22 protein-coding genes and 6 tRNA genes are annotated in these 25,301 nt (G+C 45.7%); 20 read left to right on the top strand and 8 right to left on the bottom strand.

From position 1 onward, the window contains the following. Window positions 1–107 precede the first annotated feature (107 nt). Window positions 108–1,268, bottom strand: a complete 1,161-nt coding sequence (locus SPSPH_RS22780) for a YibE/F family protein (RefSeq protein ID WP_075756450.1) — start codon at window positions 1,266–1,268, stop codon at window positions 108–110. A gap of 74 nt (window positions 1,269–1,342) precedes the next feature. Then, window positions 1,343–2,941: an alkaline phosphatase gene (locus tag SPSPH_RS22775; RefSeq protein ID WP_075756449.1), complete on the bottom strand. Its 1,599-nt coding sequence runs from the start codon at window positions 2,939–2,941 to the stop codon at window positions 1,343–1,345. Between the two features lie 526 nt (window positions 2,942–3,467). Between SPSPH_RS22775 and SPSPH_RS22770 the strand changes: the two genes are divergently transcribed. From SPSPH_RS22770 to SPSPH_RS22710, 13 genes are all read left to right on the top strand, one after another. Beyond that, complete coding sequence (locus SPSPH_RS22770) at window positions 3,468–4,181, top strand: sigma-70 family RNA polymerase sigma factor (RefSeq protein ID WP_158027092.1); 714 nt, start codon at window positions 3,468–3,470, stop codon at window positions 4,179–4,181. A 159-nt stretch (window positions 4,182–4,340) separates the two neighbouring features. Then, window positions 4,341–6,452 carry a sigma 54-interacting transcriptional regulator gene (locus SPSPH_RS22765; RefSeq protein WP_075756447.1) on the top strand — a complete coding sequence of 704 codons (2,112 nt, stop codon included), beginning with the start codon at window positions 4,341–4,343 and terminating at the stop codon, window positions 6,450–6,452. 185 nt (window positions 6,453–6,637) lie between these two features. Beyond that, a complete protein-coding gene (gene dhaK, locus SPSPH_RS22760; RefSeq protein WP_075756446.1) occupies window positions 6,638–7,636 on the top strand; it encodes a dihydroxyacetone kinase subunit DhaK in 999 nt (332 codons plus the stop codon). 20 nt (window positions 7,637–7,656) lie between these two features. Further along, complete coding sequence (gene dhaL / locus SPSPH_RS22755) at window positions 7,657–8,292, top strand: dihydroxyacetone kinase subunit DhaL (protein WP_075756445.1); 636 nt, start codon at window positions 7,657–7,659, stop codon at window positions 8,290–8,292. A 4-nt stretch (window positions 8,293–8,296) separates the two neighbouring features. Then, window positions 8,297–8,689, top strand: coding sequence for a dihydroxyacetone kinase phosphoryl donor subunit DhaM (dhaM, locus tag SPSPH_RS22750; protein WP_075756444.1), 393 nt, complete (start codon window positions 8,297–8,299; stop codon window positions 8,687–8,689). Between the two features lie 62 nt (window positions 8,690–8,751). Further along, the gene (locus SPSPH_RS22745) at window positions 8,752–9,018 is read left to right on the top strand and encodes an HPr family phosphocarrier protein (RefSeq protein WP_075756443.1); all 267 of its coding nucleotides are present in this window, start codon (window positions 8,752–8,754) and stop codon (window positions 9,016–9,018) included. 3 nt (window positions 9,019–9,021) lie between these two features. Beyond that, entirely contained in the window at window positions 9,022–10,740 is a 1,719-nt protein-coding gene (ptsP, locus tag SPSPH_RS22740; RefSeq protein WP_075756442.1) for a phosphoenolpyruvate--protein phosphotransferase, read from the top strand. 233 nt (window positions 10,741–10,973) lie between these two features. Beyond that, window positions 10,974–12,266: an adenylosuccinate lyase gene (gene purB, locus SPSPH_RS22735; RefSeq protein WP_075756441.1), complete on the top strand. Its 1,293-nt coding sequence runs from the start codon at window positions 10,974–10,976 to the stop codon at window positions 12,264–12,266. 60 nt (window positions 12,267–12,326) lie between these two features. Continuing rightward, window positions 12,327–13,610 (top strand): adenylosuccinate synthase, encoded by a 1,284-nt coding sequence (locus tag SPSPH_RS22730; RefSeq protein ID WP_075756440.1) that lies wholly within the window; start codon window positions 12,327–12,329, stop codon window positions 13,608–13,610. A gap of 120 nt (window positions 13,611–13,730) precedes the next feature. Beyond that, window positions 13,731–13,806: transfer RNA gene (locus SPSPH_RS22725), tRNA-Lys, on the top strand. Between the two features lie 109 nt (window positions 13,807–13,915). Further along, window positions 13,916–13,990: transfer RNA gene (locus SPSPH_RS22720), tRNA-Glu, on the top strand. Between the two features lie 153 nt (window positions 13,991–14,143). Beyond that, window positions 14,144–14,219, top strand: a tRNA-Val gene (locus SPSPH_RS22715). 358 nt (window positions 14,220–14,577) lie between these two features. Next, window positions 14,578–15,915, top strand: a complete 1,338-nt coding sequence (locus tag SPSPH_RS22710; protein ID WP_075756439.1) for an L-lactate MFS transporter — start codon at window positions 14,578–14,580, stop codon at window positions 15,913–15,915. A gap of 35 nt (window positions 15,916–15,950) precedes the next feature. Here the strand turns inward: SPSPH_RS22710 and SPSPH_RS22705 are convergent, their stop codons facing one another. From SPSPH_RS22705 to SPSPH_RS22695, 3 genes are read right to left on the bottom strand one after another with little or no spacing between them, the layout of a single operon-like run. Then, window positions 15,951–16,643, bottom strand: coding sequence for a cache domain-containing protein (locus SPSPH_RS22705; RefSeq protein ID WP_075756438.1), 693 nt, complete (start codon window positions 16,641–16,643; stop codon window positions 15,951–15,953). Between the two features lie 22 nt (window positions 16,644–16,665). Beyond that, window positions 16,666–17,394, bottom strand: a complete 729-nt coding sequence (locus SPSPH_RS22700; RefSeq protein WP_075756437.1) for a LytR/AlgR family response regulator transcription factor — start codon at window positions 17,392–17,394, stop codon at window positions 16,666–16,668. Then, window positions 17,369–19,096, bottom strand: a complete 1,728-nt coding sequence (locus SPSPH_RS22695; RefSeq protein WP_075756436.1) for a histidine kinase — start codon at window positions 19,094–19,096, stop codon at window positions 17,369–17,371. The genes SPSPH_RS22700 and SPSPH_RS22695 overlap by 26 nt, the downstream gene beginning before the upstream one ends. Before the next feature lie 185 nt (window positions 19,097–19,281). Between SPSPH_RS22695 and SPSPH_RS22690 the strand changes: the two genes are divergently transcribed. The 5 genes from SPSPH_RS22690 (at window position 19,282) to SPSPH_RS22670 (ending at window position 21,643) form a co-directional block, all read left to right on the top strand. After that, window positions 19,282–19,357 (top strand) — tRNA-Asp (locus SPSPH_RS22690). Between the two features lie 11 nt (window positions 19,358–19,368). Next, window positions 19,369–19,444, top strand: a tRNA-Phe gene (locus SPSPH_RS22685). A 173-nt stretch (window positions 19,445–19,617) separates the two neighbouring features. Then, window positions 19,618–20,268: a phosphoribosyltransferase gene (locus SPSPH_RS22680; RefSeq protein WP_075756435.1), complete on the top strand. Its 651-nt coding sequence runs from the start codon at window positions 19,618–19,620 to the stop codon at window positions 20,266–20,268. A gap of 353 nt (window positions 20,269–20,621) precedes the next feature. Beyond that, window positions 20,622–21,248, top strand: a complete 627-nt coding sequence (locus SPSPH_RS22675; RefSeq protein ID WP_075756434.1) for a CBO0543 family protein — start codon at window positions 20,622–20,624, stop codon at window positions 21,246–21,248. 320 nt (window positions 21,249–21,568) lie between these two features. Then, a tRNA-Gly gene (locus tag SPSPH_RS22670) sits at window positions 21,569–21,643 on the top strand. A gap of 129 nt (window positions 21,644–21,772) precedes the next feature. On the opposite strand, the gene SPSPH_RS22665 is transcribed toward SPSPH_RS22670, so the two are convergent. Genes SPSPH_RS22665 through SPSPH_RS22655 form a run of 3 tightly spaced genes read right to left on the bottom strand, consistent with a single transcriptional unit; the run spans window position 21,773 to window position 24,563 of the window. Next, window positions 21,773–23,092 (bottom strand): tyrosine-type recombinase/integrase, encoded by a 1,320-nt coding sequence (locus tag SPSPH_RS22665; protein WP_075756433.1) that lies wholly within the window; start codon window positions 23,090–23,092, stop codon window positions 21,773–21,775. A gap of 25 nt (window positions 23,093–23,117) precedes the next feature. Next, on the bottom strand, window positions 23,118–24,191 hold the full coding sequence (locus SPSPH_RS22660; RefSeq protein ID WP_075756432.1) for an ImmA/IrrE family metallo-endopeptidase: 1,074 nt from the start codon (window positions 24,189–24,191) through the stop codon (window positions 23,118–23,120). Window positions 24,192–24,197: 6 nt separating this feature from the next. After that, window positions 24,198–24,563 carry a helix-turn-helix domain-containing protein gene (locus tag SPSPH_RS22655; protein WP_075756431.1) on the bottom strand — a complete coding sequence of 122 codons (366 nt, stop codon included), beginning with the start codon at window positions 24,561–24,563 and terminating at the stop codon, window positions 24,198–24,200. A 207-nt stretch (window positions 24,564–24,770) separates the two neighbouring features. On the opposite strand from SPSPH_RS22655, the gene SPSPH_RS22650 reads away from it, so the two are divergent. Then, complete coding sequence (locus SPSPH_RS22650) at window positions 24,771–24,977, top strand: hypothetical protein (RefSeq protein WP_075756430.1); 207 nt, start codon at window positions 24,771–24,773, stop codon at window positions 24,975–24,977. 15 nt (window positions 24,978–24,992) lie between these two features. Further along, window positions 24,993–25,295: a helix-turn-helix domain-containing protein gene (locus tag SPSPH_RS22645; RefSeq protein WP_075756429.1), complete on the top strand. Its 303-nt coding sequence runs from the start codon at window positions 24,993–24,995 to the stop codon at window positions 25,293–25,295. Window positions 25,296–25,301: the final 6 nt, after the last annotated feature.

Raw genomic sequence — 25,301 nt, 5'->3', positions numbered from 1 at the left:
AGTATAACTTTCTTAAAAGCAGGATAAGGGCAACATCGGTTTGCGCTGTCGCCAAAGGCTTGGCGCAAGCCGTGTTTTCTTTACGTGCTACTGCCAAATATATATACTTATACAGCGGCTTCAGCCGCATTGCTCTTTTTCCTGGTAAGCAAGGTCGCGCTGGTGACAGCCGTAAAAGGCGCAACGGTAATTAAACCGAAACTGCCAATCATCGTATTTAATATTTCCGCTGAAATATAATTTAAGTTCAATATATTTATCACCGGCGTACCCTGAGCGACAAACACCATCAGGAGGCCGATGTATCCGCCGGAGTAGGCCAACAGCAAAGTAGTGCTCATTGTCCCAATAACCGTGCGGCCAACGTTCAGTCCGGCCTTAATAGCTGCCGCTTTGCTAATTGCCGGATTTGCTTCAATCACTTCATGAACGGCAGAGGTGATATCTACGGCAATGTCCATTACCGCTCCCGCTGAAGCAATAAAAATGCTGGCAATAAATATTTCTGTCAGGTTAAGCTGAAAACCGGTATATAAGAGACTTTCGGAATAGTCCATAACGGCACCATGAATTTTTGACATGTTAACAAAAATAATAGCCAATAGCGCCGTCAGACCGGTGCCTAACAGCGACCCCATTGTCGCAGCAATAAATCGCCTGTCAAAACCATATACCAAGATGATAATGACTGTTGTCAGCATAGCTGTAATCAAAAGACCGCACAAGATCGGCTGGTATCCTGCCAGCAAAAGCGGAATCAGCATTTTCCAGATACAAAGAATGGTAAATGCAAAAGCCAAAATAGCCCGCACGCCAATCCAACCGGCCAAGACAATCAGCAGCAGCATAAAGGCGCCGACAAACAACAGCTGATAATTAAGCCGGTAATGATCTACCATTGATATTTTATAGACTCCCTGGCTTTGGCTTCCGCCCACTGTAACCAGCGCAATATCTCCTGCCTGATACTGCTTATCGGTTCCCAGAGAACCGGACAGCATATTCATGGCTTCGGCAACCGTTCCCTGGTAGCTGCCGTCCAGCAGTTCAACCATGCACTGCTGCTGACCATACGCCACAATACCGGCTCTTTGGATATCGCTATTGTTTACGGATATTACCCGGGCTTTTGCAGTTTCGAATTGCTTGTATACGGGATTTACGAATCGATCAGGCAGCATGAGGAGTACAAGCACTGACAGCAAAACCACTACTGACGGTATAAAGGATTTTGAAGTAACGCATTTGTTGTAATATTGTTTTATCATGGTTAACCTCGCAATAGTAGTTATAAGTTACACCTGCCGCCTTCCCATGCGAAAGGCGGCAGGTGCATCAGCAATTAGTGCAATCCTACAAGGGTTTTGATTTTCTTGCTAATGTCGGTATTATCATAGAACCCGTTAAATACATCCTGTCCTGTTCCCAAGGCATACACGGCAACCGGGAGGCCTGTATGGGCAGTTGATGTCCAGCCAAGTCCTGAACGGCTATTTAAGATACGGGTAATGACAATTTGGAACGGCTCTTGATCATACATGCTGTAAGTAGTTTGGTATTCCTTATCGCGCTGGCGCTGTTTGTAGGGAATCATACTTACGGCATAAGCTTCCCGAAGCTGCGCAACTTCCTTAGCCGTCAAGACCAAAGGCTGATCCTTCATGCCGGCAACAGCAGGGTCGTTGGGCAGCATCAGGCCAAACAGCTGCTTAACATCAGCCATTGCAGTTTCGAACGGAACTTTATTGTCGCGATATTGCTGTACATATTCATCGGCAAATCGTTTAAATGACAGCTTTTGATTTTGGAGCAAATGGAGATATGTGTCATATTGGGTGCCGTTATAGCCCAGGGTGAAGCCGCCTGTTTCATGATCACCTGTCACAATAATGAGCGTTTCTTTGGGATGCTTTTTGGCAAAAGCCACTGCTACATTAACGGCATTTTCCAGGTCTTTCACTTCCTGAATGGTTGTATAAGCATCATTGGCATGGCTTGACCAGTCAATTTTGCCGCCCTCAGCCATAATAAAGAAACTGTTCTTTTCGCCTAGAACATCAATGGCTTTTTGCACATAATCTGCAAGCGCCAAATCGCCGGCATCACGGTCAATATTATAATGGATGGCCACATCGCCAGGGTTATCCAAAACGGGATTAATGGCAATGGTTTTGCCTGAGCGGGAATTCAAGGCTTTTATGTCTTCATAAGTATTGGCTACATTATAGCCGGCTTGTTTAGCCAACTCGAACAGGTGAGTTTGATTTTTATCTTTACCGGTAGGTTGTTTAAAACCGCCGCCGCCAAAGAAATCAAAATTGCTGGCAATCAAGTCCAGTCCAATTTCATAAAAACTGTTCCGGTTGGGAAGATGCGCATAAAAACCTGCCGGTGTTGCATGATCAAGGGAAACATTTGTCACAATACCAATCTTATAGCCTGCTTGTGCTTTTAACTGTTCTGCAATCGATATAACGCGCTTGTTGTAAGGGTCAACGCCAAGCGCGCCGTCTAAGGTCTTTACGCTACAGGCGATGGCTGTAGCCGCGGAAGCTGAGTCGGTAATAAACTTGGAAGCATCATAGGTTGTGGCAGCGCCAACAGCAGGAAAATTGACAAAGGAGGGCATTTCTGCTTTAGGAATATTTTCGCGTGTCGGCTTATTCAGGGTTCCGACAAAATTGTGGTCAACAGTTCCATTATAATGACCCAATGCTGTGGCTTGAGGGAAACTCATGCCATCACCAATAAATAAGAAAATATATTTAGGCTTTACACCTGTTTGATCGACATTGGTTTTAGCAATACTGGATATCTCCTGAGCAGTCCTTTTGTCGGCTTGGGCAGTTATTGGCGAGTATCCTGTGATAAAGGTAATACAGAAAAAAAATACTAAACAGATAGCCACTAACTGTAAAGGTAATCGTTTCTTTTTAAACATAAACTCTCTCCTCCTTCTTATATACACCTTAGACTTTCTGACAAACATCTGCCAATACTATCTACCGCCTGAGCCTCCTTCTTGTCTGGGCAAAAAAATAAAAGCCAAAATTAACACCAGAGCAGTCAGTGCTGCCCAGATGGAAATTCGGACTTTTCTTTATCTCTGTCCCATATTCTTCTAGATTATACATATTCTACTTTCTTTTTATAATTCCTGCTTATTCAGAAGAGTGTGAAAAATTATTATTTTCACGCTCCTTCAAACTATCTTCTAAATGAAAGACGAAAATACCATTCTAAAAAAGGTGGCAGCTTACTTCGTAAAAAAACGGAATTTAAAATATGGACTCTGTTGTACAAAAATTGACAGCAGAGTGTACAATTTTGTACAATATGACAAAATTTGCCGGACCGTTATCCTTTACAAATGTTGATACAATAAGCTTTGCAGACGTTGGCACGATTTTTGCTATTAAATATAACAGACGAAAAACAAGTAAATAGCAGTCAATGGACAAAGGTACTTGTATAAAATAACGAAAATTGGACAACAAGGGGTAGGTAAAGTGCTGGCAGAGTGTTTTTACAATGACGGAAGAATTAATAATGAAGAGTTTGAAAGAATAGTATCCAAATATAACAAAATAATTCTGCGCTATGTCAAGATCTATTATTTGCCTGGCGGTGATTACCGCGATATGTACCAATGGGGATTAATCGGCCTGTATAAAGCAGTTTGTCATTATGATGAAGCCCGCGGCAGTTCTTTTCGTCTGATTGCCGAGCTTAATATCAAGAACACAATTAAATCGGCAGTTACCATGCACAATCGTAAAAAACACTATATTCTTAATGAAGCAATTTCACTTAATACCATAGTTGAATCATCAAACACAAAAAGCCAACTCGAATCACAGGGAGTATTTAATAAGAATTCTTCCGATGACCCTGCCGATATGATTATTGAAAAGGAAACCATCACTAAGATTAATGGCGAGCTGGCAAATGTTTTGTCACGCCTGGAGAAAAGAGTTATTGACTTATATATTGAAGGCTACAAACAGCGGGAAATTGCACAAAAGCTGAATTTGCAGGAAAAGGTGGTAGACAATGCCGTCCAAAGAGCACGCAAAAAGATGGCATTACATATGAAAGAATGGAAAAGTTTTTGCAAGAAGCATAAACAACCAGGAACCTCCGGCCGGGTACAAACAGGACTGCTTTGCGCAACCGTATAAGCTAGAGCAGCTCATTTTTCGAGTCAGCCACTCTAAACTCCCAGCTTGATACAGACAGGGAGCTTAGAGTGGTTTACTTTATTGGGGCTGTTTCTTTACGAAGCTCCGGTCATACAGTAAAATAATAGTAGAATTACTGTGGCACTGGAGTGAGCGGTCATGGATAGTAGACAACAGGCGGTTATCACTCATAATAAAGGCTTGCATGCCCGGGTGGCAGCTATGATCGTACAAAAGGCGTATGAAATTGAAGACCGCAGAAAAGTCCAGCTATATTTCCGGCCCCCGGGTGGTGCGGCTATTTTGGCAACCAGCATGATGCCGTTGGTGGCATTGCGGGTCAAGCAGGGGGATCGGTTATGGGTAGAGGCGGAAGGGTTATCCGCGGCTGCCGCGGCTGCTGAAATGGCAGCCTTTCTGGAAAGTGATTTTTTGCCGGCCGATGCTGCCATCATGAATCAGGTGGATAATGTGCTGCAGGATAATGCGTTAACTGCCGGGCAGATATTTGCCAGCATGGCTAATGGTTTGCTGGTTACTGATGAAAATGATGTGATTACCATCTTTAATCCGGCGGCAGAGCGTATCTTGGGTATCCCGGTCTGCCAGGCCATAGGCAATAAAGCGCAATGCGTTATTCCCGGGTCACGGCTGCACAGCATTGTTGAGACAAAAGCAGCCGAAATAGGCTGCCGCCAGTCCATTGGTTTGCGGACCATCCTGACTAACCGGACGCCTATTATTGCCGATGGGCAAGTGCGTGGGGCGATGGCTATTTTTGAGGACATATCGGTGCTGGAAGCGGTGACCGGTGAACTGAAGGCAGTAAAAGAACTCAAAGAACGCTTGCAATTGGTATTGGCCTCAGTGCAAGACGGAATCTGTGTAGTCGACCGGGAGGGGTATATAACTTACGTTAATCCGGCCTATGTTGAACTGGTACAACAATCGCGCCAGAGCCTGATTGGGCAAAATGTCCGCAACCTGTCGCCCGACGGCATACGCAGCCGGGTCCTGACCACAGGCCGGCCGGCTATTGGCAATATTGTGGTAAAGCCTGATGGCGTGACGCTGGTGGCGAATGTCAGCCCGATCCTGGTGGATGGGGAGCTCACCGGAGCGGTGTCTGTTGTTAAAAGTGTCAATGAGGTACATAAATTAGTAGATAAACTCAATCATGTTTCTGCCAAAGCCGAATATCTGGAACAGGAACTGCGGCGAACCCGAAAACCCGGACCGTCCTTTGAAAAGTTTATTGGACACAGTGGCAAACTACGGGAGGCTTTAGCTGTTGCCGCCAAGGCGGCTGCCAGCAGGACAACTGTTTTGATCTCCGGTGAAAGCGGTACCGGCAAGGAATTGGTAGCCGAAGGCATCCATTATGCCAGCAGCCGTAATGCCGGTCCGCTCATCAAAGTCAACTGTGCCGCTATTCCTGACAGCTTGTTGGAAAGCGAGCTGTTCGGCCATGAAAAAGGCGCGTTTACCGGCGCCGTTCGCCAGAAGCCGGGTAAATTCAGTCTGGCAGATAAGGGAACGATTTTCCTTGATGAGATTGGTGAACTTAGTAAAAGTATGCAGGCAAAACTGTTGAGAGTGCTGCAGCAAAAAGAATTTACCCGGGTAGGCGGTGAAGCTGTTATCAGGGTGGATGTCCGGATTATCGCCGCTACCAATCGCAACCTGGTGCAGATGGTGGAAGACGGCGAGTTCCGGGAAGATCTGTATTACCGGCTCAACGTCATTCCCATTCTCTTGCCGCCGCTGCGGGAACGGGTGGAGGATATACCGCTGCTGGTTGATTATTTTTTACATAAAATTATTACCGAACAAGGTAAAATTATTTCCGGAATAACCGGGGAAGCGCTTACCGGCTTGATGGCTTACCGCTGGCCGGGCAATGTGCGGGAGCTGGAGAATGTCATTGAACGGATGGTCACACTTGCTGACAGCAAAGTATTGACTGCCGCGGACTTACCGTTATATCTCCGGGAAAGCGAGAACCAACCTTCCGGCTTATTTTCCGGCAGCAATATCACTCTGCCTGCTTCCCTGGGACAGGAGGCCGTTTTGCCCTGGGCGGAGTATGAGAAAGAAATTATCAGCAGAGCTTTGGCTGTATATGGCAGCTTTAACGCCGCAGGCAAGGCGCTGGGGTTAACCCACAAAACCGTGGCAGCCAAAGCGCAAAAGTACGGAATTGCCAAAACGGTATCCTGGGAAAATTGTAGCAGTATGGTAAAAAGTATCAAGAAAAATATAGAAAGCTGATATTTTTGTACAAGAGCGCCAGCAAAAAAATGGGTGCTCTTTTTGGCGTGCAGGTCTGCGATTCTCGCTAATCCTGGTGATATGCCGGCAAGATGGCAGGCGGCTTTGCCTGGCATAGTTCTTGCTCTGACTATGAGCAGCTACTGACATATATACAATCAGTAATTTGTGAGGAGGGGTAAGTAATGAAAAAGATAATTAATGATGCCGAGCAGGTTGTTGAGGAAATGCTGCAGGGGGCCGTATTGGCACATCCCCAGTATGTTAAGCGGGTAGAAGGCTTTAATGTATTGGTACGGGCCAACTCGCCGGTGCAGGGAAAGGTTGCACTGGTATCGGGGGGCGGCAGCGGTCATGAACCGTCTCATGCCGGCTATGTCGGACGCGGTATGCTTGACGGGGCCGTTGCCGGCGCGGTGTTTACTTCACCCACACCTGATCAGGTATATGAAGCTGTTAAGGTTGTTGATGGCGGTAAAGGAGTGCTGCTGATCATCAAAAATTATACCGGCGACATTATGAATTTTGAAATGGCGGCAGAGATGGCTGAGGCTGATGGGGTTGCTGTAGCCAAAGTGGTTGTCAATGATGACGTAGCGGTGGAAAACAGTACCTGGACCACAGGCCGGCGCGGCATTGCCGGTACCGTGTTTGTCCATAAGATTGCAGGGGCTAAGGCCGAAACCGGCGCTGACCTGGCGGAAGTCCAAAGGGTTGCCGAAAAGGTAATTGCCAATGTCCGTTCCATGGGTATGGCGCTGTCGCCTTGTATTGTTCCCGCAGCCGGTAAGCCCAGCTTCACCCTGGCTGATAACGAAGTGGAAATCGGTATGGGCATTCATGGAGAACCGGGAACCCATCGCGAGAGTCTCCGCACGGCTGATGCAACCGCAGAGCACCTTGTTGGCAAGATTCTGGACGATCTTTTGGTGAATGCCGGTGAGGAAGTGGCGGTAATGATCAACGGGCTGGGCGGAACGCCGCTGATGGAGCTGTATGTAGTTAACCGCAAGGTAGCAGCCCTGCTTGCCGGGAAAAATATCAACATTGCCAAGACCTATATCGGCAACTACATGACCTCTCTGGAAATGGCCGGTTTTTCGGTTACGGTATTAAAGCTGGACGGCGAGCTCAAAGAACTGCTGCTGGCGCCGGCAGATACACCGGCTCTGGTTCAATTCTAAAGGGAGAGAAGGAGTTTATTATGGCAACTGCAATTGCGGCAATCGCAGCACTGGCTGAGATCATAATTGCCAATAAGGAGAAATTAACCGAGCTGGACGCTGCCATTGGTGATGCCGACCATGGACTTAACATGGCGCGGGGGTTTGAAGCTGTACGCGGTAAGCTGGCAGGTGCTCAGGCAGAAGATGCCGCCAGTGTTCTTAAGCTGACCGGCATGACGCTCATATCGACAGTAGGCGGTGCCGCCGGGCCGCTATATGGTACTGCCTTCCTGAGAGCCGGTGCTGTTTTGCAGGGACAGGCGGAACTGGATACTGACACCGCGGCAGCCATGCTGAAGGCTGCGATTGGCGGGATTAAGGAACGCGGGAAGGCGGTTCGCGGTGAAAAAACCATGCTGGATGCCCTTGAGCCGGCATATGAGGCATTTACGCAGGCTATGAACGAAGGCGAGACCTTGCTGCAGTGTCTGGAACTGGCCACAGAAGCCGCCGCCAACGGTGTGGAATATACCAAAACAATTATTGCAACCAAAGGGCGGGCCAGTTATCTGGGGGAACGCAGCCTCGGCCATCAGGATGCCGGTGCCACTTCGTCCTATCTCATGCTGAAGGCACTTACGGGTTTTGCCAGGCAGCATAGTCCGGGGGTATAAGCAGATGGTCGGAATTGTTGTAGTTTCGCACAGCGCCAAGATTGCGGAAGGCATCTGCGAGCTGGCCGGTCAAATGGCGGCTGCCGGACAGAGGCTGATTGCTGCCGGCGGCATGGCGGACGGCAGTATCGGCACAGATGCCGTCAGAATTCGGGCAGCTATTGAAGCCGCCGATACCGGTGACGGAGTGCTGGTCATGGTTGATTTGGGCAGTGCTGTTATCAGTGCCGAACTGGCCATAGATATGCTGGGCGCGACAGACAAAGCCCGGGTAGCTATTGCCGATGCACCCATTCTGGAAGGAACGATTGCTGCTGCCGTAGATGCTTCTATTGGCCAGTCACTGGCCGGTGTGCTGGTTACAGCCGAAGCTGCCAGAAACCTGCAAAAGCTCTAACAGTTTTTGCCGGACAGATTTGGCAAAGTAGAAATATACCTTGACTTAATTGGAGGAAACATATGACCAAAATTGAGTTGGTGCTAAACAATTCAGCCGGGCTACATGCCAGGCCGGCTGCGCAATTTATCCAGAAGGCCTCAGGTTTTGCGAGCACAGTAACCATCCAGGCAGGGGAAAGAGCGGCAGATGCTAAAAGCATCCTGGCTGTGATGGGTTTGGGGCTGCGGCAGGGGGCAAAGTTTACGCTGCTGGCCGATGGTCCGGACGAGGTGGCGTGTGTGACCGCTTTGCAGGCACTGGTTGAGAACAATTTTGGTGAGGGCTAAACAATGGAAGAAATATTACGTGGCACCGGGGTAGTTCCAGGCATTGCTATTGGCCGCGTCAAGGTGCTGTCAGAAGATTTGGCGCCCCGTTTGGCCGCCTATAGTGCCGGCACACCTGAGGCAGAGTCTGGCAAAATTGCTGCGGCCATTAAAGCCGCCAGCACCGAACTGGCGCAGTTAATTGCGGCGGCGAAAGCAAGCGGACGGACAAGTCAGGCAGCTATTATAGAAGCGCATCATGCCATGGTGAATGATCCGGGACTGGCTGCTAACATGCATGACAAGGCCGGACAGGGCATAGCGGCACCAAAGGCGGCGCTGGCGGCAACCGAAGAGTTTGCCGCTTTGTTTGACACAATGCCTGACGCCTATTTGCGGGAACGGGCCGCCGACGTGCGGGACATAGGCCGGAGGCTGGCCCGGCTGCTGGCAGGGGGCGCCCAGATAGAAGATGAAGATCCTGAACCGGTGGTCATATGCGCCCAGGAGCTTGCGCCTTCTGCCGCTGCCGGTATGTCTGAGAAGGTATGCGGCATTGTACTGGGGCAGGGCAGCACTACCTCGCATGCTGTAATTATTGCCAAGGCACGGGGGATACCGGCTGTCACCGGCCTGGGAGGAGCAATAGACCGTCTGCTGCCTGGTACTATGGTTATTGTTGACGGCAGCACCGGTCAGGTCATTCTCCAGCCGGCGGCAGCGCGGTTGGCGGAGTATCGAAGTCAAGTTGAAACTGAGGCGGCCAGGAAGCGTCAGGATGGAGAAATGGCTGCTTTAGCTGCGGTTACCCTTGGCGGCAGAAAGCTGCAGCTGGCAGCCAACATTGGCTCTCCGACCGATATGGCGGCTGCGCTTATGCAGGGAGCCGAAGGGGTTGGCTTATTTAGAAGTGAGTTTTTGTTTTTGGGGCGGGATAACCCGCCTGGTGAAGAAGAACAATTTGCTGCCTACAAAGCGGTGGCAGCCCAGTGTGGCAAGCATTTGTGCATTGTTCGGACCATGGATGCCGGTGGTGATAAGCCGCTGCAGTATTTGCATATAGCTAAAGAAGAAAATCCATTTTTAGGCTGGCGGGCCATTCGTATCAGTCTGGAACAGCCGGACTTGTTCATTACTCAGCTCAAAGCCATTCTGCGGGCAGGTGTTTTTGGTAATGTGGCCATCATGCTGCCAATGATTATCAGCGTCGCCGAAATTACCGCAGCCAAGGCATGCCTTGAGCAGGCGGCTGCCCAGCTGATAGATGAAGGAAAACCCTTTGCTGCCAAGGTACCGCTGGGTATCATGATCGAAACCCCGGCGGCTGCTGTTACTGCCAGGGAACTTGCCGCAGAGTGTGACTTTTTTAGTATTGGGACCAATGACCTAGTGCAGTATACGTTGGCGGTGGACCGCGGTAATCCGGCGGTCAGCCCGCTTTACAGTCATTTTCATCCGGCTGTCCTCAGGCTGATTGACGGGATTGTCAAAGCCGGGCACGAGCGGGGCATCTGGGTCGGCATGTGCGGCGAAATGGCCGGAGACCCACTGGCGGCGCCGCTCTTAGCGGCCATGGGGCTGGATGAACTTAGTATGAGTGCTCCCGCCATACCCAGAGTAAAGGCAGTAATCCGTAAACTCCATGACCGGGAAATCGAGGAACTGCTGCCTAAAGCCCTTAGTCTCCAAAATGCCGGTGATATCCGTGCTCTGATGGAGCGTTTTATTACTGCTAACTCTTAAACAAACTAAGACAGCCTGCAGCTATGCAGGCTGTCTTAGTTTCCGAACGATATTTATATTATTAATATAATCATTCGAATTTTATTGACAGTGATTGGCGGCAAATGCTATGATAAACAAGGGAAAAAAGGGAAAAACTAGGCTGAGTTGTTTTTGCGTATGGTCTTAATGATTTAAAATAAATTGGACTGGCTGCTAAAACGGGAGAACAGTTCGGAAAGCGAAGTGTTATCATGATTGAACGCTATACTTATCCTGAAATGGGACATATCTGGACCGACCAAAATGAGTTTCAGACGATGCTGGAGATTGAGATTGCTGCTTGCGAAGCTATGGCTAAGCTGGGGCAAATACCCGCAGAGGCTGTACCTGTTATTAAGGAAAAGGCTAAGTTTTCGGTTGAACGTATCCGCGAAATCGAAAAGGAAACCCGTCATGATATTTTGGCATTTTTGCAGGCGGTTGCCGAGAATGTGGGCGATCCTGCCAAGTACATTCATATGGGCTTAACCTCAAGTGATGTTAAAGACACTGCTTTAGGTGTCATGATGAAACAAGCGGCAGATATTATTATTGACGACCTTGTTAAACTTCGCGATGTCTTAAAACGCCGCGCGGCTGAACATAAATATACGGTCATGATTGGCCGTACTCACGGGATTCATGCCGAACCCCTTACTTTGGGTTTAAAATTTGCTTTATGGTTTGATGAAACAGAACGCAATATTGAGCGCGTCAAACGGGCCAAAGAGACAGTGGCTATTGGCAAGCTGTCAGGTGCTGTCGGTACCTATGCCAATATTGATCCATATATCGAAACCCATGTATGCCAGCAAATGGGCATTAAAGCGGCTAAATTAGCCACTCAGGTTATTCAGCGTGACCGCCATGCAGAGTTTTTGACCACTCTGGCTATTGTGGCCGGTTCACTTGATAAATTTGCCACTGAAATTAGAAATCTGCAGCGGACTGATATCCGGGAAGCGGAAGAATATTTCCATCCCGGCCAAAAAGGCTCCTCAGCCATGCCGCATAAACGCAATCCAATTACCTGTGAACGTGTCAGTGGCCTGGCACGGGTGGTACGCGGCAATGCGCTGGCTGCCCTGGAAGATATGCCGTTATGGCATGAACGGGATATTTCCCATTCTTCGGTGGAGCGCGTCATTTTGCCTGACAGCACTATTTTAGTGGATTACATGCTGAGAATTCTTACCGATGTTGTAGACCGTCTGCTGGTGTATCCTGATGCCATGCAAGCCAATATTGAAAAAACCGGCGGTTTGATTTTCAGTCAACGGGTGCTTTTAAAGCTTGTTGACAAAGGTGCCGTCAGGGAAGAGGCCTATCGCTGGGTGCAGCGGAATGCTATGGCCAGATGGCTGGAAGGCGCCGACTTTAAAAGCAATGTAATTGCCGACCCGGATATTAAACAATATTTATCCCCGGCAGAGATTGAAGAGTGCTTCGAATATTCTCATTATCTCAGACATGTAGATACCATCATGGCCCGGTTTGGCTTATAAAGCAAACCGGTAATTTTAGTTTACCTTATATTTTAACAAGAAAGAGAAAGGATTGATCCTATGTCTTCTGTAGTGGTTATCGGCACCCAATGGGGCGACGAAGGTAAAGGTAAAATTGTTGATTTCCTGGCCGAAAAGGCCGATGTGGTTGTTCGTTACCAGGGAGGTAACAATGCCGGTCATACCGTTGTTGTTAATGGCAATGAGTTTAAGCTGCATTTATTGCCGTCAGGCATATTATATTCAGGTAAAACCTGCGTAGTGGGCAACGGCGTGGTGGTTGACCCGGCGGTTATGCTTAAAGAACTGAAAGGGATGCAGGATAAAGGCATCGATACTTCGGCCCTTAAAGTGTCCAACCGCGCCCATGTAATCATGCCCTATCACCGTCTGCTTGACGAAGTGGAGGAAGAGTCCCGCGGCGACCGCAAAATCGGCACCACTAAGCGGGGAATCGGCCCTTGCTATATGGATAAGAATTCCCGTTCCGGCATCCGCATGGTTGATTTGATGGATGAGGAAGAATTCTGCTCTAAGTTAGAATATAACCTGGAAGCCAAAAACCATCTGCTGAAAGCGGTTTATGGGGTAGAAGGCTTTGATTATGAAGAAGTAAAAGCAGAGTATCTGGAATATGCCCGTCAGCTTAAACCCTATGTGACAGACACTGCTGCTGTGCTGCATCAGGCTATCAAAAACGATAAAAAAGTGCTGTTTGAAGGCGCGCAGGCCACCCTTCTGGATTTAGACCATGGAACTTACCCCTATGTAACCTCTTCACACCCGATTGCCGGCGGTGCCTGCATCGGTGCCGGAGTAGGGCCAACCCAAATTCATAAGGTTATTGGCGTAGTAAAAGCATATACCACCCGTGTTGGTGAAGGTCCCTTCCCGACCGAGCTTACTGATGAGGTTGGTGACACTATCCGGGAACGGGGGCATGAATATGGCACCACTACCGGACGTCCGCGCCGCTGCGGCTGGATGGATGCCTGCGTAGTGCGTTATGCCGGTTATGTGAGCGGAATCGACTATATGGCAATTACCCGTCTGGATATTCTTGATGGGTTAAAGACGCTCAAGATTTGCACCGGTTACAAATATAAAGGCGAACTCCTGAATGAATTCCCTGCCAGCCTTAAAGTGCTTGCCCAGGTTGAGCCGATCTATGAGGAACTGCCAGGCTGGGAGGAGCCGACAAGCCATGTACGAAGCTATGATGAGCTGCCGCTTAATGCCCGCCGTTATATTGAACGCCTGAGCGAGGTTGCCGATATTAAAATCGGGATCGTTTCTGTTGGCCCTGGCCGCGAACAGACAATTATCCTTGCCGATATGTTTTAAACTATTAACAAAAAGAGATAACCTGCATTGGCGGGTTATCTCTTTTTGACTTTGCGATTTTTCCGGAAAATATTATTGACAAGCCTATATGTATCTTGTATAATTCTATCTTGTGAAGACGACCCACTAGCTCAGTCGGTAGAGCACCTGACTTTTAATCAGGGTGTCGATGGTTCGAGTCCATCGTGGGTCACCATAAGCAGCGAACCGGGTTCTCACGAGCCGATAGGCGAAATGAGAACCCGAGTGAGTCGCTTACTTCTGAGCGGTAGTGAAGAAGAGTATTCCTTGTTAGAATTGTTCATGGCCCGTTGGTCAAGCGGTTAAGACACCGCCCTTTCACGGCGGTATCAAGGGTTCGATTCCCTTACGGGTCACCATAAGCAGCGAACCAGGTTCTCACGAGCCGATAGGCGAAATGAGAACCTGAGTGATAAGCAGAGAGCCAGGTTTTGGAGAGCGAAAGCGATACCAGAACCTGTGCGAATCGCTTAGTTCTGAGCGAAAGCGAAGAACCTCCTTTTGCAAATTATGGGCGATTAGCTCAGCCGGGAGAGCGCCTGCCTTACAAGCAGGATGTCGGCAGTTCGATCCTGTCATCGCCCACCACAAAATAAGCTTTGAGTAGTCTCGAAGCTTATTTTTTTGTTTGGTAAAATATTCGAGGCTGAGAAACAATGACACATCGGTTGGTAAATGGGTCATTTCGGCGCGAAGTTTATACCGTTCAGCAGGATAGTGTGGCGGGATTGTTTTGATGGTGGCTATAATAGTAATGTAAAAGAGGTCTCATTTGATAGGGTGGCAGCTTTCACGGCGCCGGAAGCATGTCGCTTAAGTAATGCGAATATTTCGTATATACTCAATTGCCACAAAACCATTTTATTGTAATACCGTCTTTGCTCCGATGTCAGCTGACAACAAAAGTTACTATTACCAATGGAACTATGTAAAGGAGAGAAGAACTATGGGAACAGAAAAACAAAATATTCCAAACCGATGGGTGATAGCCATCATGGGTACCTTGCTGCAGGTTGCCCTGGGAACTGTGTATGCCTGGAGCTTTTTCCAAAAGCCAGTTATGGATGCCAACAATTGGACTAACTCCGAAGCAGCTTGGGCATTTAGCCTGGCCATTTTCTCTCTCGGGCTGGCTGCAGCCTGGGGCGGCATTAATCTTCCTAAATTCGGACCGCGCAAGCTTGCCATGACAGGCGGTTTCTTATTCAGTCTCGGCTATCTGATTGCTGCCTATGCGCTTTCCATCAAAAGCCTAGGACTCCTCTATGTCGGGTATGGTGTTATTGGTGGGATTGGTTTGGGTCTTGGTTATGTAACTCCGGTAGCAACTGCTGCCAAGTGGTTTCCTGACAAAAAGGGATTTATTACCGGTATGGTAGTTATGGGCTTTGGTTTTGGCGCCCTCATTATGGCAAAAATTCTGGCTCCCATCTTTATGAGCATGACAGGTGGCAATCTTGTTCTGGTATTTTCTTATGTAGGTACGGTCATGTTCTTCATTACCTTACCGGCAGGTTACTACATGATTAATCCGCCTGCTGGTTTCGTGCCGCCAGGCTATACCCCTCCGGCCACTTCAGCGTCAGCGCAAGCTTCGCAGGATGCAATTACAGCGAGAGAATGTATTATGTCCGGTAAATTTCTGATGATGTGGACTGTTTTCTTCTTTAATATTATTGCAGGTATTATGTTTATCAGTTTCCAATCTCCTTTATTACAGGATCTTTTGAAAAAGACTATGGATCCAGCCACCCTGTCAGACCCGCAGGTGATTGCCGGGTTGGCCGCTGCCGGTGCTACCTTAATTGCCGTTAGTTCCATCTTTAACGGTGTAGGCCGTTTCTTCTGGGGCGGTTTATCCGATAAAATCGGCCGGGTTCAGACATTCCGTCTCATTCTCGGTACACAACTGCTGGTATTTATTGCTTTGCTGTTTGTTAGCAATCCTATTGTCTTTGGTGTACTTGTCTGCTATGTCCTGCTCTGCTATGGCGGCGGATTTGGTTCTATGCCTTCCTTTGTCCTTGATGTATTCGGTCAGAAGCTGATGCCGATTGTTTATGGCACCATTCTTACCGCATGGGGCTGTGGCGGTATCGTTGGTCCGCAAATCGTAGCTTTTCTGAAAGATAATTTTGCTAATCAGGCTGCCCAGTATACCTTCGTGGCGGCAGCGGTACTCTTGTTCCTTGGCTTGCTCATTACCTTGGCTCTTAGCAATAAAAAGTTTGAATCAAGCGGAGCTGCCAAAATTGCAGCTACAGAAGAAATAACAGTGAAGTAAGATATAGGATTATAAGATTAAAAAACGCCACGCAATCAGCGTGGCGTTTTTCCATGTGTAGAGTTTTTCTTCCAACAGAGCACAGGACGATTGTCAAAGCCGATTGACCAGGTATCCAACGGGATAAAGCAGGTGCCAGCCAATGCGAACAGCAAGGCAATTCGAGCAGATAATACTGCAATCGATGTAAAGCTGTGTCTAAGCTGGTCTGCCAATTTTTTCGAGACGCCGATGTAGAACATGCCAATAATGTTGCCGGAATCATCTTTAAGCGGGGCGTAGCAAGTCTGGTAGTTTTCGCCGACAACTTCCGCTTCTCCAATATAGAGATTGCCATTGGTAAGCACTGTCTCGGTAACATAGTCGGCAGCAACTGTACCGGTTGCTCTGGTGCCGTCCCGCATGATATTGGTAGCCACACGGGTATTATTTAAAAATATCGTAACCGTATCATCTGTTAAGCGGGCAATCTTGTCTACCAGCTCGGTATTGTCATTAATGCGATACTGCCCTTTGTATAATTCGCCATTTTTCACCTGCCAGGAGCCGGGAAGCATATAATCGGTAATTTCCAGTGCGGTGGCAAGATCTGATTTGGATTTTTCGGCCATCGCTGTTTCAATCTGAATTTGCATATCCCTGATAATGAGAATGCTTGCCACTAAACAGACCAATAAAGCTATTCCTACAGCAAACACTGTAAGTTTAGCTTTCAGACCTAATCCCACGGCTAAACCTCCTTGCCACTATCTATTTAAGCCCAAGCGCTGTCCTAAAGGCTTTTACCCGGTTGCGGCTGACAGGCACTTCCTGTTTAGAGAAATCATTCATACGTAATAGATAGGAACCGTGAAACCAAGGGGTAATTTCCAGTATTTCATCTAAGTTAATTACATATTGACGGTGGATGCGGAAAAAGTTAGTTTCAGTCAAGAGGTTATCAAATTCCTGTAATGTTAACATTGTTGAGAACTCGTTAGTATGGGTGCGTACGTAAACGTTTTTGTCTTTGACATAAATAAAAACAATATCCTTTTTATTTAGCGGCACAATTTTATCACCAGATACGACACAGACTTTTGCTGTCAGTGTCCCTTTTTCCGGAGGAGCTTTTGCAGACAGATTGCGGATTTTGGCTAATGCCTTGGCAAGTTTTTCTTGTGTAACAGGTTTGGTAATATAGGCGACAGCCGGGGTATTAAAGGCTTCGACAGCATGTTCAGGATAGGCGGTAATGAAGACTATATAGGGGGGATTCTGGAGGATGCTTAGCTTTTGCGCCATTTCCATACCAGACATACCGGGCATATTGATATCCAAAAACACCAATTGGGGCTTTCTGTCCAAAATATAAACAAGCGCATCTATGCAACTGGTAAACTTTTTACATACTTCAACATCATTCTGCTGGCTTAGCAGAAATTCAATTTCATCGCAAATAGGCAGTTCATCATCAACAATCACAGCTTTTGTTTTCATGATACACTCCTTTCTCCTGAACGGTTGATATTTGAGGCACGAAAGGAATACACAGTCTGGCTTCGGTACCAAACGGCGGCTGGGAAGTTATTGTCAGGCCATATTTTGACCCGTAGAGACTGGTTAAACGTTTATTGACATTGTTTATACCGACGCCTTCAGAATGACCGTCCTGGATTTGCTCTAACTTTTGTGCTGGAATACCAATGCCATTATCTGTAACAGAAACAATTAGCGTATCTTCTTCAATATAGGCTTCCATTGCCAGCAGGCAATGGCCTAGTTTGGGAAAGAGTCCGTGGTTTAAAGCGTTTTCTACTAACGGTTGCAGTGATAAGGCCGGTATCAAGGCTAGTGCAGCGGTGTCATCAATATTTACGGCAATATCGAGCCTGTCGCCGAAACGGGATCTGGCAATTTCGAGATAAGCCGTAATGGACGCAAGCTCATCTTCCAGTGTTATCAGCTCGTCCTGGTTGGAATAGCCCCGCAGCATCAGTGTGGCCAAACTCCCCAGCAGATTACGGGCCTTATCCGGGTCGGTGCGGCAAAAGGACATAATAATATTAATCGTATTAAAGAGAAAGTGAGGGTTAATTTGTGCCCTAAGTGCTTTGAGTTCGGCCTTTTCCCTCATTTTCCGCTGCTCATCAATTTCCGCCAGTTGAATTTGTACGGACAGCAATTTAGCAAGACCATCCGCAATGTGGATATCTAGTTCTGACACCGATTCACCACTAGTCCGAGCCAGCTCGATGGTTCCAACTATGTTATTTCCGGTAAACAACGGCACCACAACCCCGGCTTTTAACGGGCAAGCAGGATAAGGACATCCCCGGTCTGCCGGTGTATTAATAATTTTTATTGTTTTATCGGCAATGGCATCCTTTACTGCGGTAGAGAGAATGGGTTCACCCGGCCTATGGTGTTCCGCTCCTTGTCCGACAAAGGCTAACCGCTTATACCTGCCGGTAACGGATACTGCATCTGCCTCGGTCAGTTCGTAGATGATTTGCGCCGTTACGGTGGCTGAGTGGGTATTGAAACCCAGTCTAAGATAGGGGAGCGTGCGACTGGCAATTTCTAATGATAATTGCGCTGCCCGTGCTCCGTAAATATCCTGTTCTGCTGCAATCCAATTGATAATGAACAGAAACAGCCATACGCCAAGAATACTGACAAGCATAGTAAACACGGCGGCCTTAACATTAAATAACAGCATCGCGGCTGTGGTATTGGTAAGCATTGTATTAAATATAAGTTGAAGTAATTCAACAAATAGCGCAATTCCGGCTCCGGTCAGGGGCTTAATCTGGTGAAAGCTAAAGCGAAACCGCAGCAATCCGGATAATGTCCCGGCAAATATCATATAAAGGGCGGGAATTAAAGCTGCGTTTTCTACCAGAATCAGATATGTGGTGCTAATGAGACCGACACAAACTCCCGCAATCGGACCACCGGCCAGACCGGCCAATAATATACCGATCATGCGTGTCGTGACTACCGGATCGCCCCAGGGCAGGGTGCTGTAATTGCCTATAATCGACAGAAAGGAAAATAGCACAATCAAGGAGAATTGACTGGCCGGGTGGTAGGGATAATGGGTGCAACGCATAATAAAGCGGCTACGACCGGTAAGATAGGCTGTCATAGCGATAAAGGATAAAGCGCTTACTATTTCTAATAGCGTTAAAACGTCCATATTAGCCTCCGTGGCATTCTATCAAAGATATTCGTCATCATAAACTTTTTCCCTTTATCTGCTTGTTAGAATTTTACATCAAGAGCAAATGTTTTAAAAATAGAAGGGAAACCGGTAGCCAAAAGAGGGTATACAGAAGCTTGACTAATAATAGCCCATAAGATATAATGATATCTGTCAATCAAGGCCCGGTGGTGTAGTGGTTAACATGCCGCCCTGTCACGGCGGAGATCGAGGGTTCAAGTCCCTTCCGGGTCGCCACTTGTTTAAATGCCTCGGTAGCTCAGTCGGTAGAGCAGAGGACTGAAAATCCTCGTGTCGGCAGTTCGATTCTGCCCTGAGGCACCACAAAGAGACCTTGCGATTGCAAGGTCTCTTTTAATATATTTTGACGTTTTTCACTATGCGAAAGTTGTTTACAGGCATTTTGACTAAAAAAACATTTTAGTCAGATGCTTTTTTTGTATTAAAATTACGGCAGCCACAAATCCTATAATTACGAATAAGAAGGAGGGGAAGCTATGTTTGATGACCGTATTCATGCCGGGAAAATGCTGGCAGAACAATTAGCCGCACATAGTTTGAAGAAACCATATATAGTGGCAGTTCCCCGTGGTGGGATAGCGGTGGCATCACCCATTGCGGCAAAATTACAAGCTAAAATGGGTATTCTTGTTGCTAAAAAGATTGGGCATCCGCTTAACCCCAAAATAGCCATCGGTGCCATTATGCCTGATGGCAGCTTGATTCATGACAATCAATATGTTACCGGCATTGGTGTTAAGCAGGAGAATTTTGACCAACTCGTTGCCGAAGCCCGCAAGGTGTTTGAAGAACGGAGTAAAAATTACGAAGCTATGCTTATAAAAAATCATGAGGTAAAGGATCGCGATATTGTCCTTGTTGATGATGGCATTGCTACCGGCTATACTATGCTGGCTTCCGTCAAATGGCTTAAAAAGTGGAACCCCACCAGCATAACGGTGGCTGTACCGGTGGCTCCCACTGATACTATCAATGGGCTGCTAAAGGAACACGTTGAGGTTGTGTGTATTGGCAAGCGGGATGTATATGCCGCAGTAGGCAGCTATTATAAAGACTTCAAAGACATGACAGACCGGGAAGCGCTGGAATATCATCGTCTTGCCCCCGGTAGTATTGTCCGGGTTTAAATGAGAATGGGTAAGCAATAGAGAGTGTAGATAAAAAACCTTTTGATTTAAAATGTCCCCAATTTGTAGACCGTATATCATACTGTCCAACAAATTGGGGACATTTCCTGTTAAAAGCGATATTGCAATACAAATGTAAATCCTATGTCCCAAATAGCCAAAATGGTAGAATTAAAACTTATTTATATGAATAGTTCAGTCCTAGTATTTAGATACTAAATATTGTTTATGTACAATGAGGGCATGAAGAAGTGTATCGAGCGGGTTCAGGTGTAGGACATATGCTATATGGCGTTTTTGTGAAGTTCATAAAATAGTGAATTTTGGATGCTGAATAAAAGCGAGGGGTTAAAGTGGCCGACTACACAAATGTAATTCATAACTTACGATTAGAACAATACAGTATCGTTTATGCGGCTTGGTTAGAAAATGTGTTTACGACTCGTTGGTGGTTGCTTGTTGGCTTGGTAATCACCATGTATACTCTTTGGTGGATATTGGTTGATAAGGCAAGACTTAAGACTTTATTGTTATATGGTTCGCTGGTAGCCGTCTCAAGAGTAATTCTGGACGTAGTTATGGCTATCAATTTAGGGCGTTGGGTTTATGCCGTTAGCTTATTTCCAATAGCACCTGACATATTTGTTCATGACTTGACTGTCACCCCTCTTACCTTTATGATGGTTTACCAATACTCGAATAGTTGGAAACAGTTTTGGGTCGCTAATTTAATTGGTTCGAGTTTAATTTTTTATGGCATATTACCGCTATTTGAATATCTCGGCATATTTAAAGGCTTTCCGGGTTGGACGCTTACTAGTAGCTTCTTAGTCATATTTATTGCTGCAGGAGTAATGAGGGCAATTATGGTACTAATTGAGAATGTCGAAGATAAAGCCAAAGCAAAGGTAAAACAAGCTTCAGAACAGACTTCATTTATTGCTAAACCTGCTATGAAGCCAGACAACAATAAGGAATAGAGGCAAACGAGGCTTCCTTTACGACATGTGTATCAGAGCTTCATTGCACCTAAGACAAAAATGTTACCTCATTTTCAAAACCTATCTATAACCAGCCTTCAATGTTGTCGACGCTCTTTCATAGTGATATTTATCGCGATAATCCGCGAGGTAACATTATCACGAGCTAAACACATACCGACATGGTTTGCCTTGCGTCAAGACTTTATGTATGCTATAATTCTTCATGAGAACGAGAGCATCGGCTTCCTGAACCGTAACTGTTTACGACCTAAAGGAATAAAATGCTCATAACCTTATATTTTCTATGTATTACATGTGCGGGCGTAGCTCAGTGGTAGAGTACCGGCTTCCCAAGCCGTGGGTCGCGAGTTCGAATCTCGTTGCCCGCTCCAGTAAAATCGCGGGTTCTCGGGTGATTCCGGAAGCCCGTTTTATATTTAGGTGTGCAATCGGTGTGCAGATTTAATAAATGGTGTGCAAATAGACGAAAAGACAGCCCCTTTTACGGGGGCTGTCTTTCTTTATTTTAGAAACGCATTTGCAATTTTATCAGCAATTACTTTTGAGTTTTCCGGTATAGCATGGCCGTATATATCCAGGGTAGTAGATACCTTGGCATGTCCCAAAACACGGGATACATCGACAATTGGAACGCCGGAGGTCAGCAGGGTGGTGGCGTAGGTGTGCCGCAAAGCATGGAAATTTCTTAGATTAAATTGTTGCCAATCTGCTTGCATGCGGCAATTTTCTAATGTTACTTTATATTTTTCTTTAGTTCGTAATGGCTCAGGCTTAAATTCATTCATATGAAATTCAGCATCAGTTTGGAGTTTATGCCAAAAGCGAACGGTGAAGTTTTTCGGGTGAAGAGGGGTATGGGTATTTGATACAAATACCAAATCATTTGCATATAACCATGCGTGGTCGCAACTTGGACACTCATAAGAAATTATATTTTTGTTGCCATCGTCTACGAGCTTACCAGTCGTATTGCATTTACTGCAGGTATTATGCGCGTGCTTAATTTTACTTTCAGACCATAATTTGCGATATTCTTTAAGCGCTAATACCATTTGTTGCGGTAGCGGGATTTTCCGTTTGCCTTTTTCTGTTTTAGGAGGTTCAAAGATGATCCCAATACCAGTCATTTGTAAACTTTGGCGTACCTGCAATGTACTATTGGTTAGATCGATATCTTGCCATCTGATACCAAGAACCTCACCCAGCCGCATACCGGTCGTAACTGCTAGAAGTAAAGCCGGATAAAGGCGGGGATTATTTTGCTGTGCTAATTGCAAAAGTAATTCAATTTCTGCAACTGTAAATATTTCGATTTCATCACGCACTATGCGAGGTGGTTTAACCCCTTGCTGGAGAGGGTTAATCATTATATATCGATTGGCTACGGCTTGTTTTAATATACCATTCAGTAGCTTATGGACATGTTTTATAGTCCCGCTAGCATAACCTTCATCTGCCATATCATTATACAAGCTTTGAATCTGTGTTGGTGTTAATTTTTGCAAAGTTGTTCCGGCAATGGGCTCCAAGTGGTTTAGTAATGACAAATTGCGTTCATGTGTGCGTTGCCTTACATTGGGACGCGAATATGTGTCTACCCAGGATGTTGCCCATTCCAAAAGGGTTATACCAATAGGATCAACATGTTGATTTCGGCCAACTAATAATCGCTGCTCATTGAGCCAGTCTTTCACGATTTCTTCGTTTTTAGATGCCTTAGTTAAACGTTTACCAGACGGAGAAACAAGCATTGCACGATACAACTGTTTTGCTTCATCAAAATAAAACGTTCCTTCGCCATACGGGCGTTTAGTTGCCATCAAAATATCCTCCGCAAAGGTTTAATTAAAAAGGGATATAATCGTCATCTTCTCGATAATTCCAATCCCGTAACAGTTTTAAGTTGTAAAAAGATGAGGGTTTACCGCAAAAGGGACAATTACGTGATTTACCGTCTAGAATGGCACTACATCCAGATATCCATTCCTCGTGGTAACCATCTCCTACTAAGTAACCAGCACACTTGTTAACAAGGTCAATCCCACATATCTTGCAATAGTTTCCCTCAGGTTCAATTTCTTCATTATTGCACCTGGGGCAGATGATCGCCTTATATTTTTGATCGATTTGAATACCGTCATATTTCATATAGCCTACTCCTTTCCACACTCTAAAATCATAGAAATTATTAATCGGTTCTTTTAAGTTAGTACCGCAAATAGAGCAATAATTATTGATATCTGAGACAACAGAAAGACATTTTGTGCAATAACTAAATATAGCGGTGCTTTTTTTGTGTAAACCTCGTTTGGTAATTTGGTTTTTAGAAAGTAGTGTAATTTTCTCAATTGGTATTCCATCAAGGTATTGTTTAATTTCGTATTCGAGATTATTAATACGATTACGAATAACTTGAGGCGAAACATAAAAATTGTGAGCTAATTCGATAGTAATGCCGGCCATGTCCCAAGCAGAACGTGCATAATTTCTAGAAAGCTTAACAAATTCAGGAATGAAAATTTGATATGGAACTAATGCCTGTGCAGCGCCTTCATTTGCTTGCCATTCAATAAAGTTATTCTGTTTTACCTGTGATTTATCAGGGCATATACATCTAAATTCTGTATCATCGTGTAAAAAATAATGAACCAACTCATGCATACAATCAAAATTTCGCATAGCGTCTTCCCGGTTTTTATTAAGAGCAATGGCAGTACGTGACTCGTCTTTGCATAAGACTCCACATATTGCAGTGGAAGGAAAAGGAAGGGTTACTAGTTCCAAATTATTGCAAAAAGTATGGGCCAAATTAATTGAGTCTAACGGATAAGAGGTATCATTTATTGTGATATTCATCAAATCAATAATATGGTCAACTGAATGATATAAATCAGATTTGGTTACATACCGGTTATCCATAGGTTATTATCCTTTGTTCTTAAATCTTTTTACAAAGTCAAGTGCCATAGCAAAGTCTTCAGGAGGTATGCCATTTTTCTTTGCGTCTTGTGTAATACGAAAATAAGGATCACTATTATCTTGCTCTAGAGATTTTTGTCTCTGGAGCTTTTCGTTTGTTTCACTGTTTTCTTCAGGTTCATAATTTACAATTTCATCGGTTGTTATTTGGAGAAATTTTGCAAGCTTAACAAGTTGCTGAGATGATAATTGTCGATCGCCACGCTCAAGGGCGTAATAATGCTGAAATGTTACTTCAAGTAAATCAGCAAGGTCAGTAGCTTTTACGGTTTTGTCTTTACGAATTTCCCTTAAGTTATTGGGATATTTCATATTTACTCACTCCAAATCTAATCTATGTATTTAGTATAACTAATCTAATAGGATAATGCAATAATCCCAAAAGTTAATAAATGGAGAAAAACTAAGCAAATTGGAGAATTTAAGAGGATTAGGTACATAATACTAATCTTTGCGCTTAATATCGCGATTGCTAATACTAATCATATAAGTTAGTATTAGCAACAGGGAGGTGAATTTATGAATGATTTTTGTGAAGTAGTAAAAAACGAGCTTAAGTCACAAGGCATGAATGTTTCAACGTTTGCAGATAAAATGGGCTTTTCGCTTCAATATACATATAACCTAATTAACCGCAAAGGGGATAAGCGTTGGAACGAGGACTCTATTCAAAGAGCTTGTGAGATTTTAGAAATTAAAATCCAGTTTATTGGTAAATCGGCATAAAGTAGGTGAATCTAAATGACTCCAATCACGGAAACGATCTCGGATTTTGCAAAACGTACAAATCTGCCAGAAAAAGTTATTCGTGCAATGGTTAAGCAAGGACAATTACCGCACTTAAAAACGGCAGGTAACTGCCATGTAAGAATTCATGTTGACGCTGCTTTGGAAGTATTAAGGCAAATCGCAATACATAGCGCAGCAGAAATCGCGGCTACAATGCCTGTGCCAATTAGAGCAAACCGCTTCATAAAGACTGCAAGCAATGAGCGTAAATACAAAGGGAGGCCGCCAGATAAGGTTCGGAAGGCAGCACGGTAATCATAA

This window comes from Sporomusa sphaeroides DSM 2875, from assembly GCF_001941975.2.
Classification (GTDB): domain Bacteria; phylum Bacillota; class Negativicutes; order Sporomusales; family Sporomusaceae; genus Sporomusa; species Sporomusa sphaeroides.
This window is presented reverse-complemented; position numbering and strand designations above follow the sequence as displayed.

Bases quoted from the DNA above. Each gene is read 5' to 3' on its own strand.
- SPSPH_RS22780 (WP_075756450.1), bottom strand. From the start codon at position 1,268: ATGATAAAACAATATTACAACAAATGCGTTACTTCAAAATCCTTTATA.
- SPSPH_RS22775 (WP_075756449.1), bottom strand. From the start codon at position 2,941: ATGTTTAAAAAGAAACGATTACCTTTACAGTTAGTGGCTATCTGTTTA.
- SPSPH_RS22765 (WP_075756447.1), top strand. From the start codon at position 4,341: ATGGATAGTAGACAACAGGCGGTTATCACTCATAATAAAGGCTTGCAT.
- dhaK (WP_075756446.1), top strand. From the start codon at position 6,638: ATGAAAAAGATAATTAATGATGCCGAGCAGGTTGTTGAGGAAATGCTG.
- dhaL (WP_075756445.1), top strand. From the start codon at position 7,657: ATGGCAACTGCAATTGCGGCAATCGCAGCACTGGCTGAGATCATAATT.
- dhaM (WP_075756444.1), top strand. From the start codon at position 8,297: ATGGTCGGAATTGTTGTAGTTTCGCACAGCGCCAAGATTGCGGAAGGC.
- SPSPH_RS22745 (WP_075756443.1), top strand. From the start codon at position 8,752: ATGACCAAAATTGAGTTGGTGCTAAACAATTCAGCCGGGCTACATGCC.
- ptsP (WP_075756442.1), top strand. From the start codon at position 9,022: ATGGAAGAAATATTACGTGGCACCGGGGTAGTTCCAGGCATTGCTATT.
- purB (WP_075756441.1), top strand. From the start codon at position 10,974: ATGATTGAACGCTATACTTATCCTGAAATGGGACATATCTGGACCGAC.
- SPSPH_RS22730 (WP_075756440.1), top strand. From the start codon at position 12,327: ATGTCTTCTGTAGTGGTTATCGGCACCCAATGGGGCGACGAAGGTAAA.
- SPSPH_RS22710 (WP_075756439.1), top strand. From the start codon at position 14,578: ATGGGAACAGAAAAACAAAATATTCCAAACCGATGGGTGATAGCCATC.
- SPSPH_RS22700 (WP_075756437.1), bottom strand. From the start codon at position 17,394: ATGAAAACAAAAGCTGTGATTGTTGATGATGAACTGCCTATTTGCGAT.
- SPSPH_RS22695 (WP_075756436.1), bottom strand. From the start codon at position 19,096: ATGGACGTTTTAACGCTATTAGAAATAGTAAGCGCTTTATCCTTTATC.
- SPSPH_RS22680 (WP_075756435.1), top strand. From the start codon at position 19,618: ATGTTTGATGACCGTATTCATGCCGGGAAAATGCTGGCAGAACAATTA.
- SPSPH_RS22665 (WP_075756433.1), bottom strand. From the start codon at position 23,092: ATGGCAACTAAACGCCCGTATGGCGAAGGAACGTTTTATTTTGATGAA.
- SPSPH_RS22660 (WP_075756432.1), bottom strand. From the start codon at position 24,191: ATGGATAACCGGTATGTAACCAAATCTGATTTATATCATTCAGTTGAC.
- SPSPH_RS22655 (WP_075756431.1), bottom strand. From the start codon at position 24,563: ATGAAATATCCCAATAACTTAAGGGAAATTCGTAAAGACAAAACCGTA.
- SPSPH_RS22650 (WP_075756430.1), top strand. From the start codon at position 24,771: ATGAATGATTTTTGTGAAGTAGTAAAAAACGAGCTTAAGTCACAAGGC.
- SPSPH_RS22645 (WP_075756429.1), top strand. From the start codon at position 24,993: ATGACTCCAATCACGGAAACGATCTCGGATTTTGCAAAACGTACAAAT.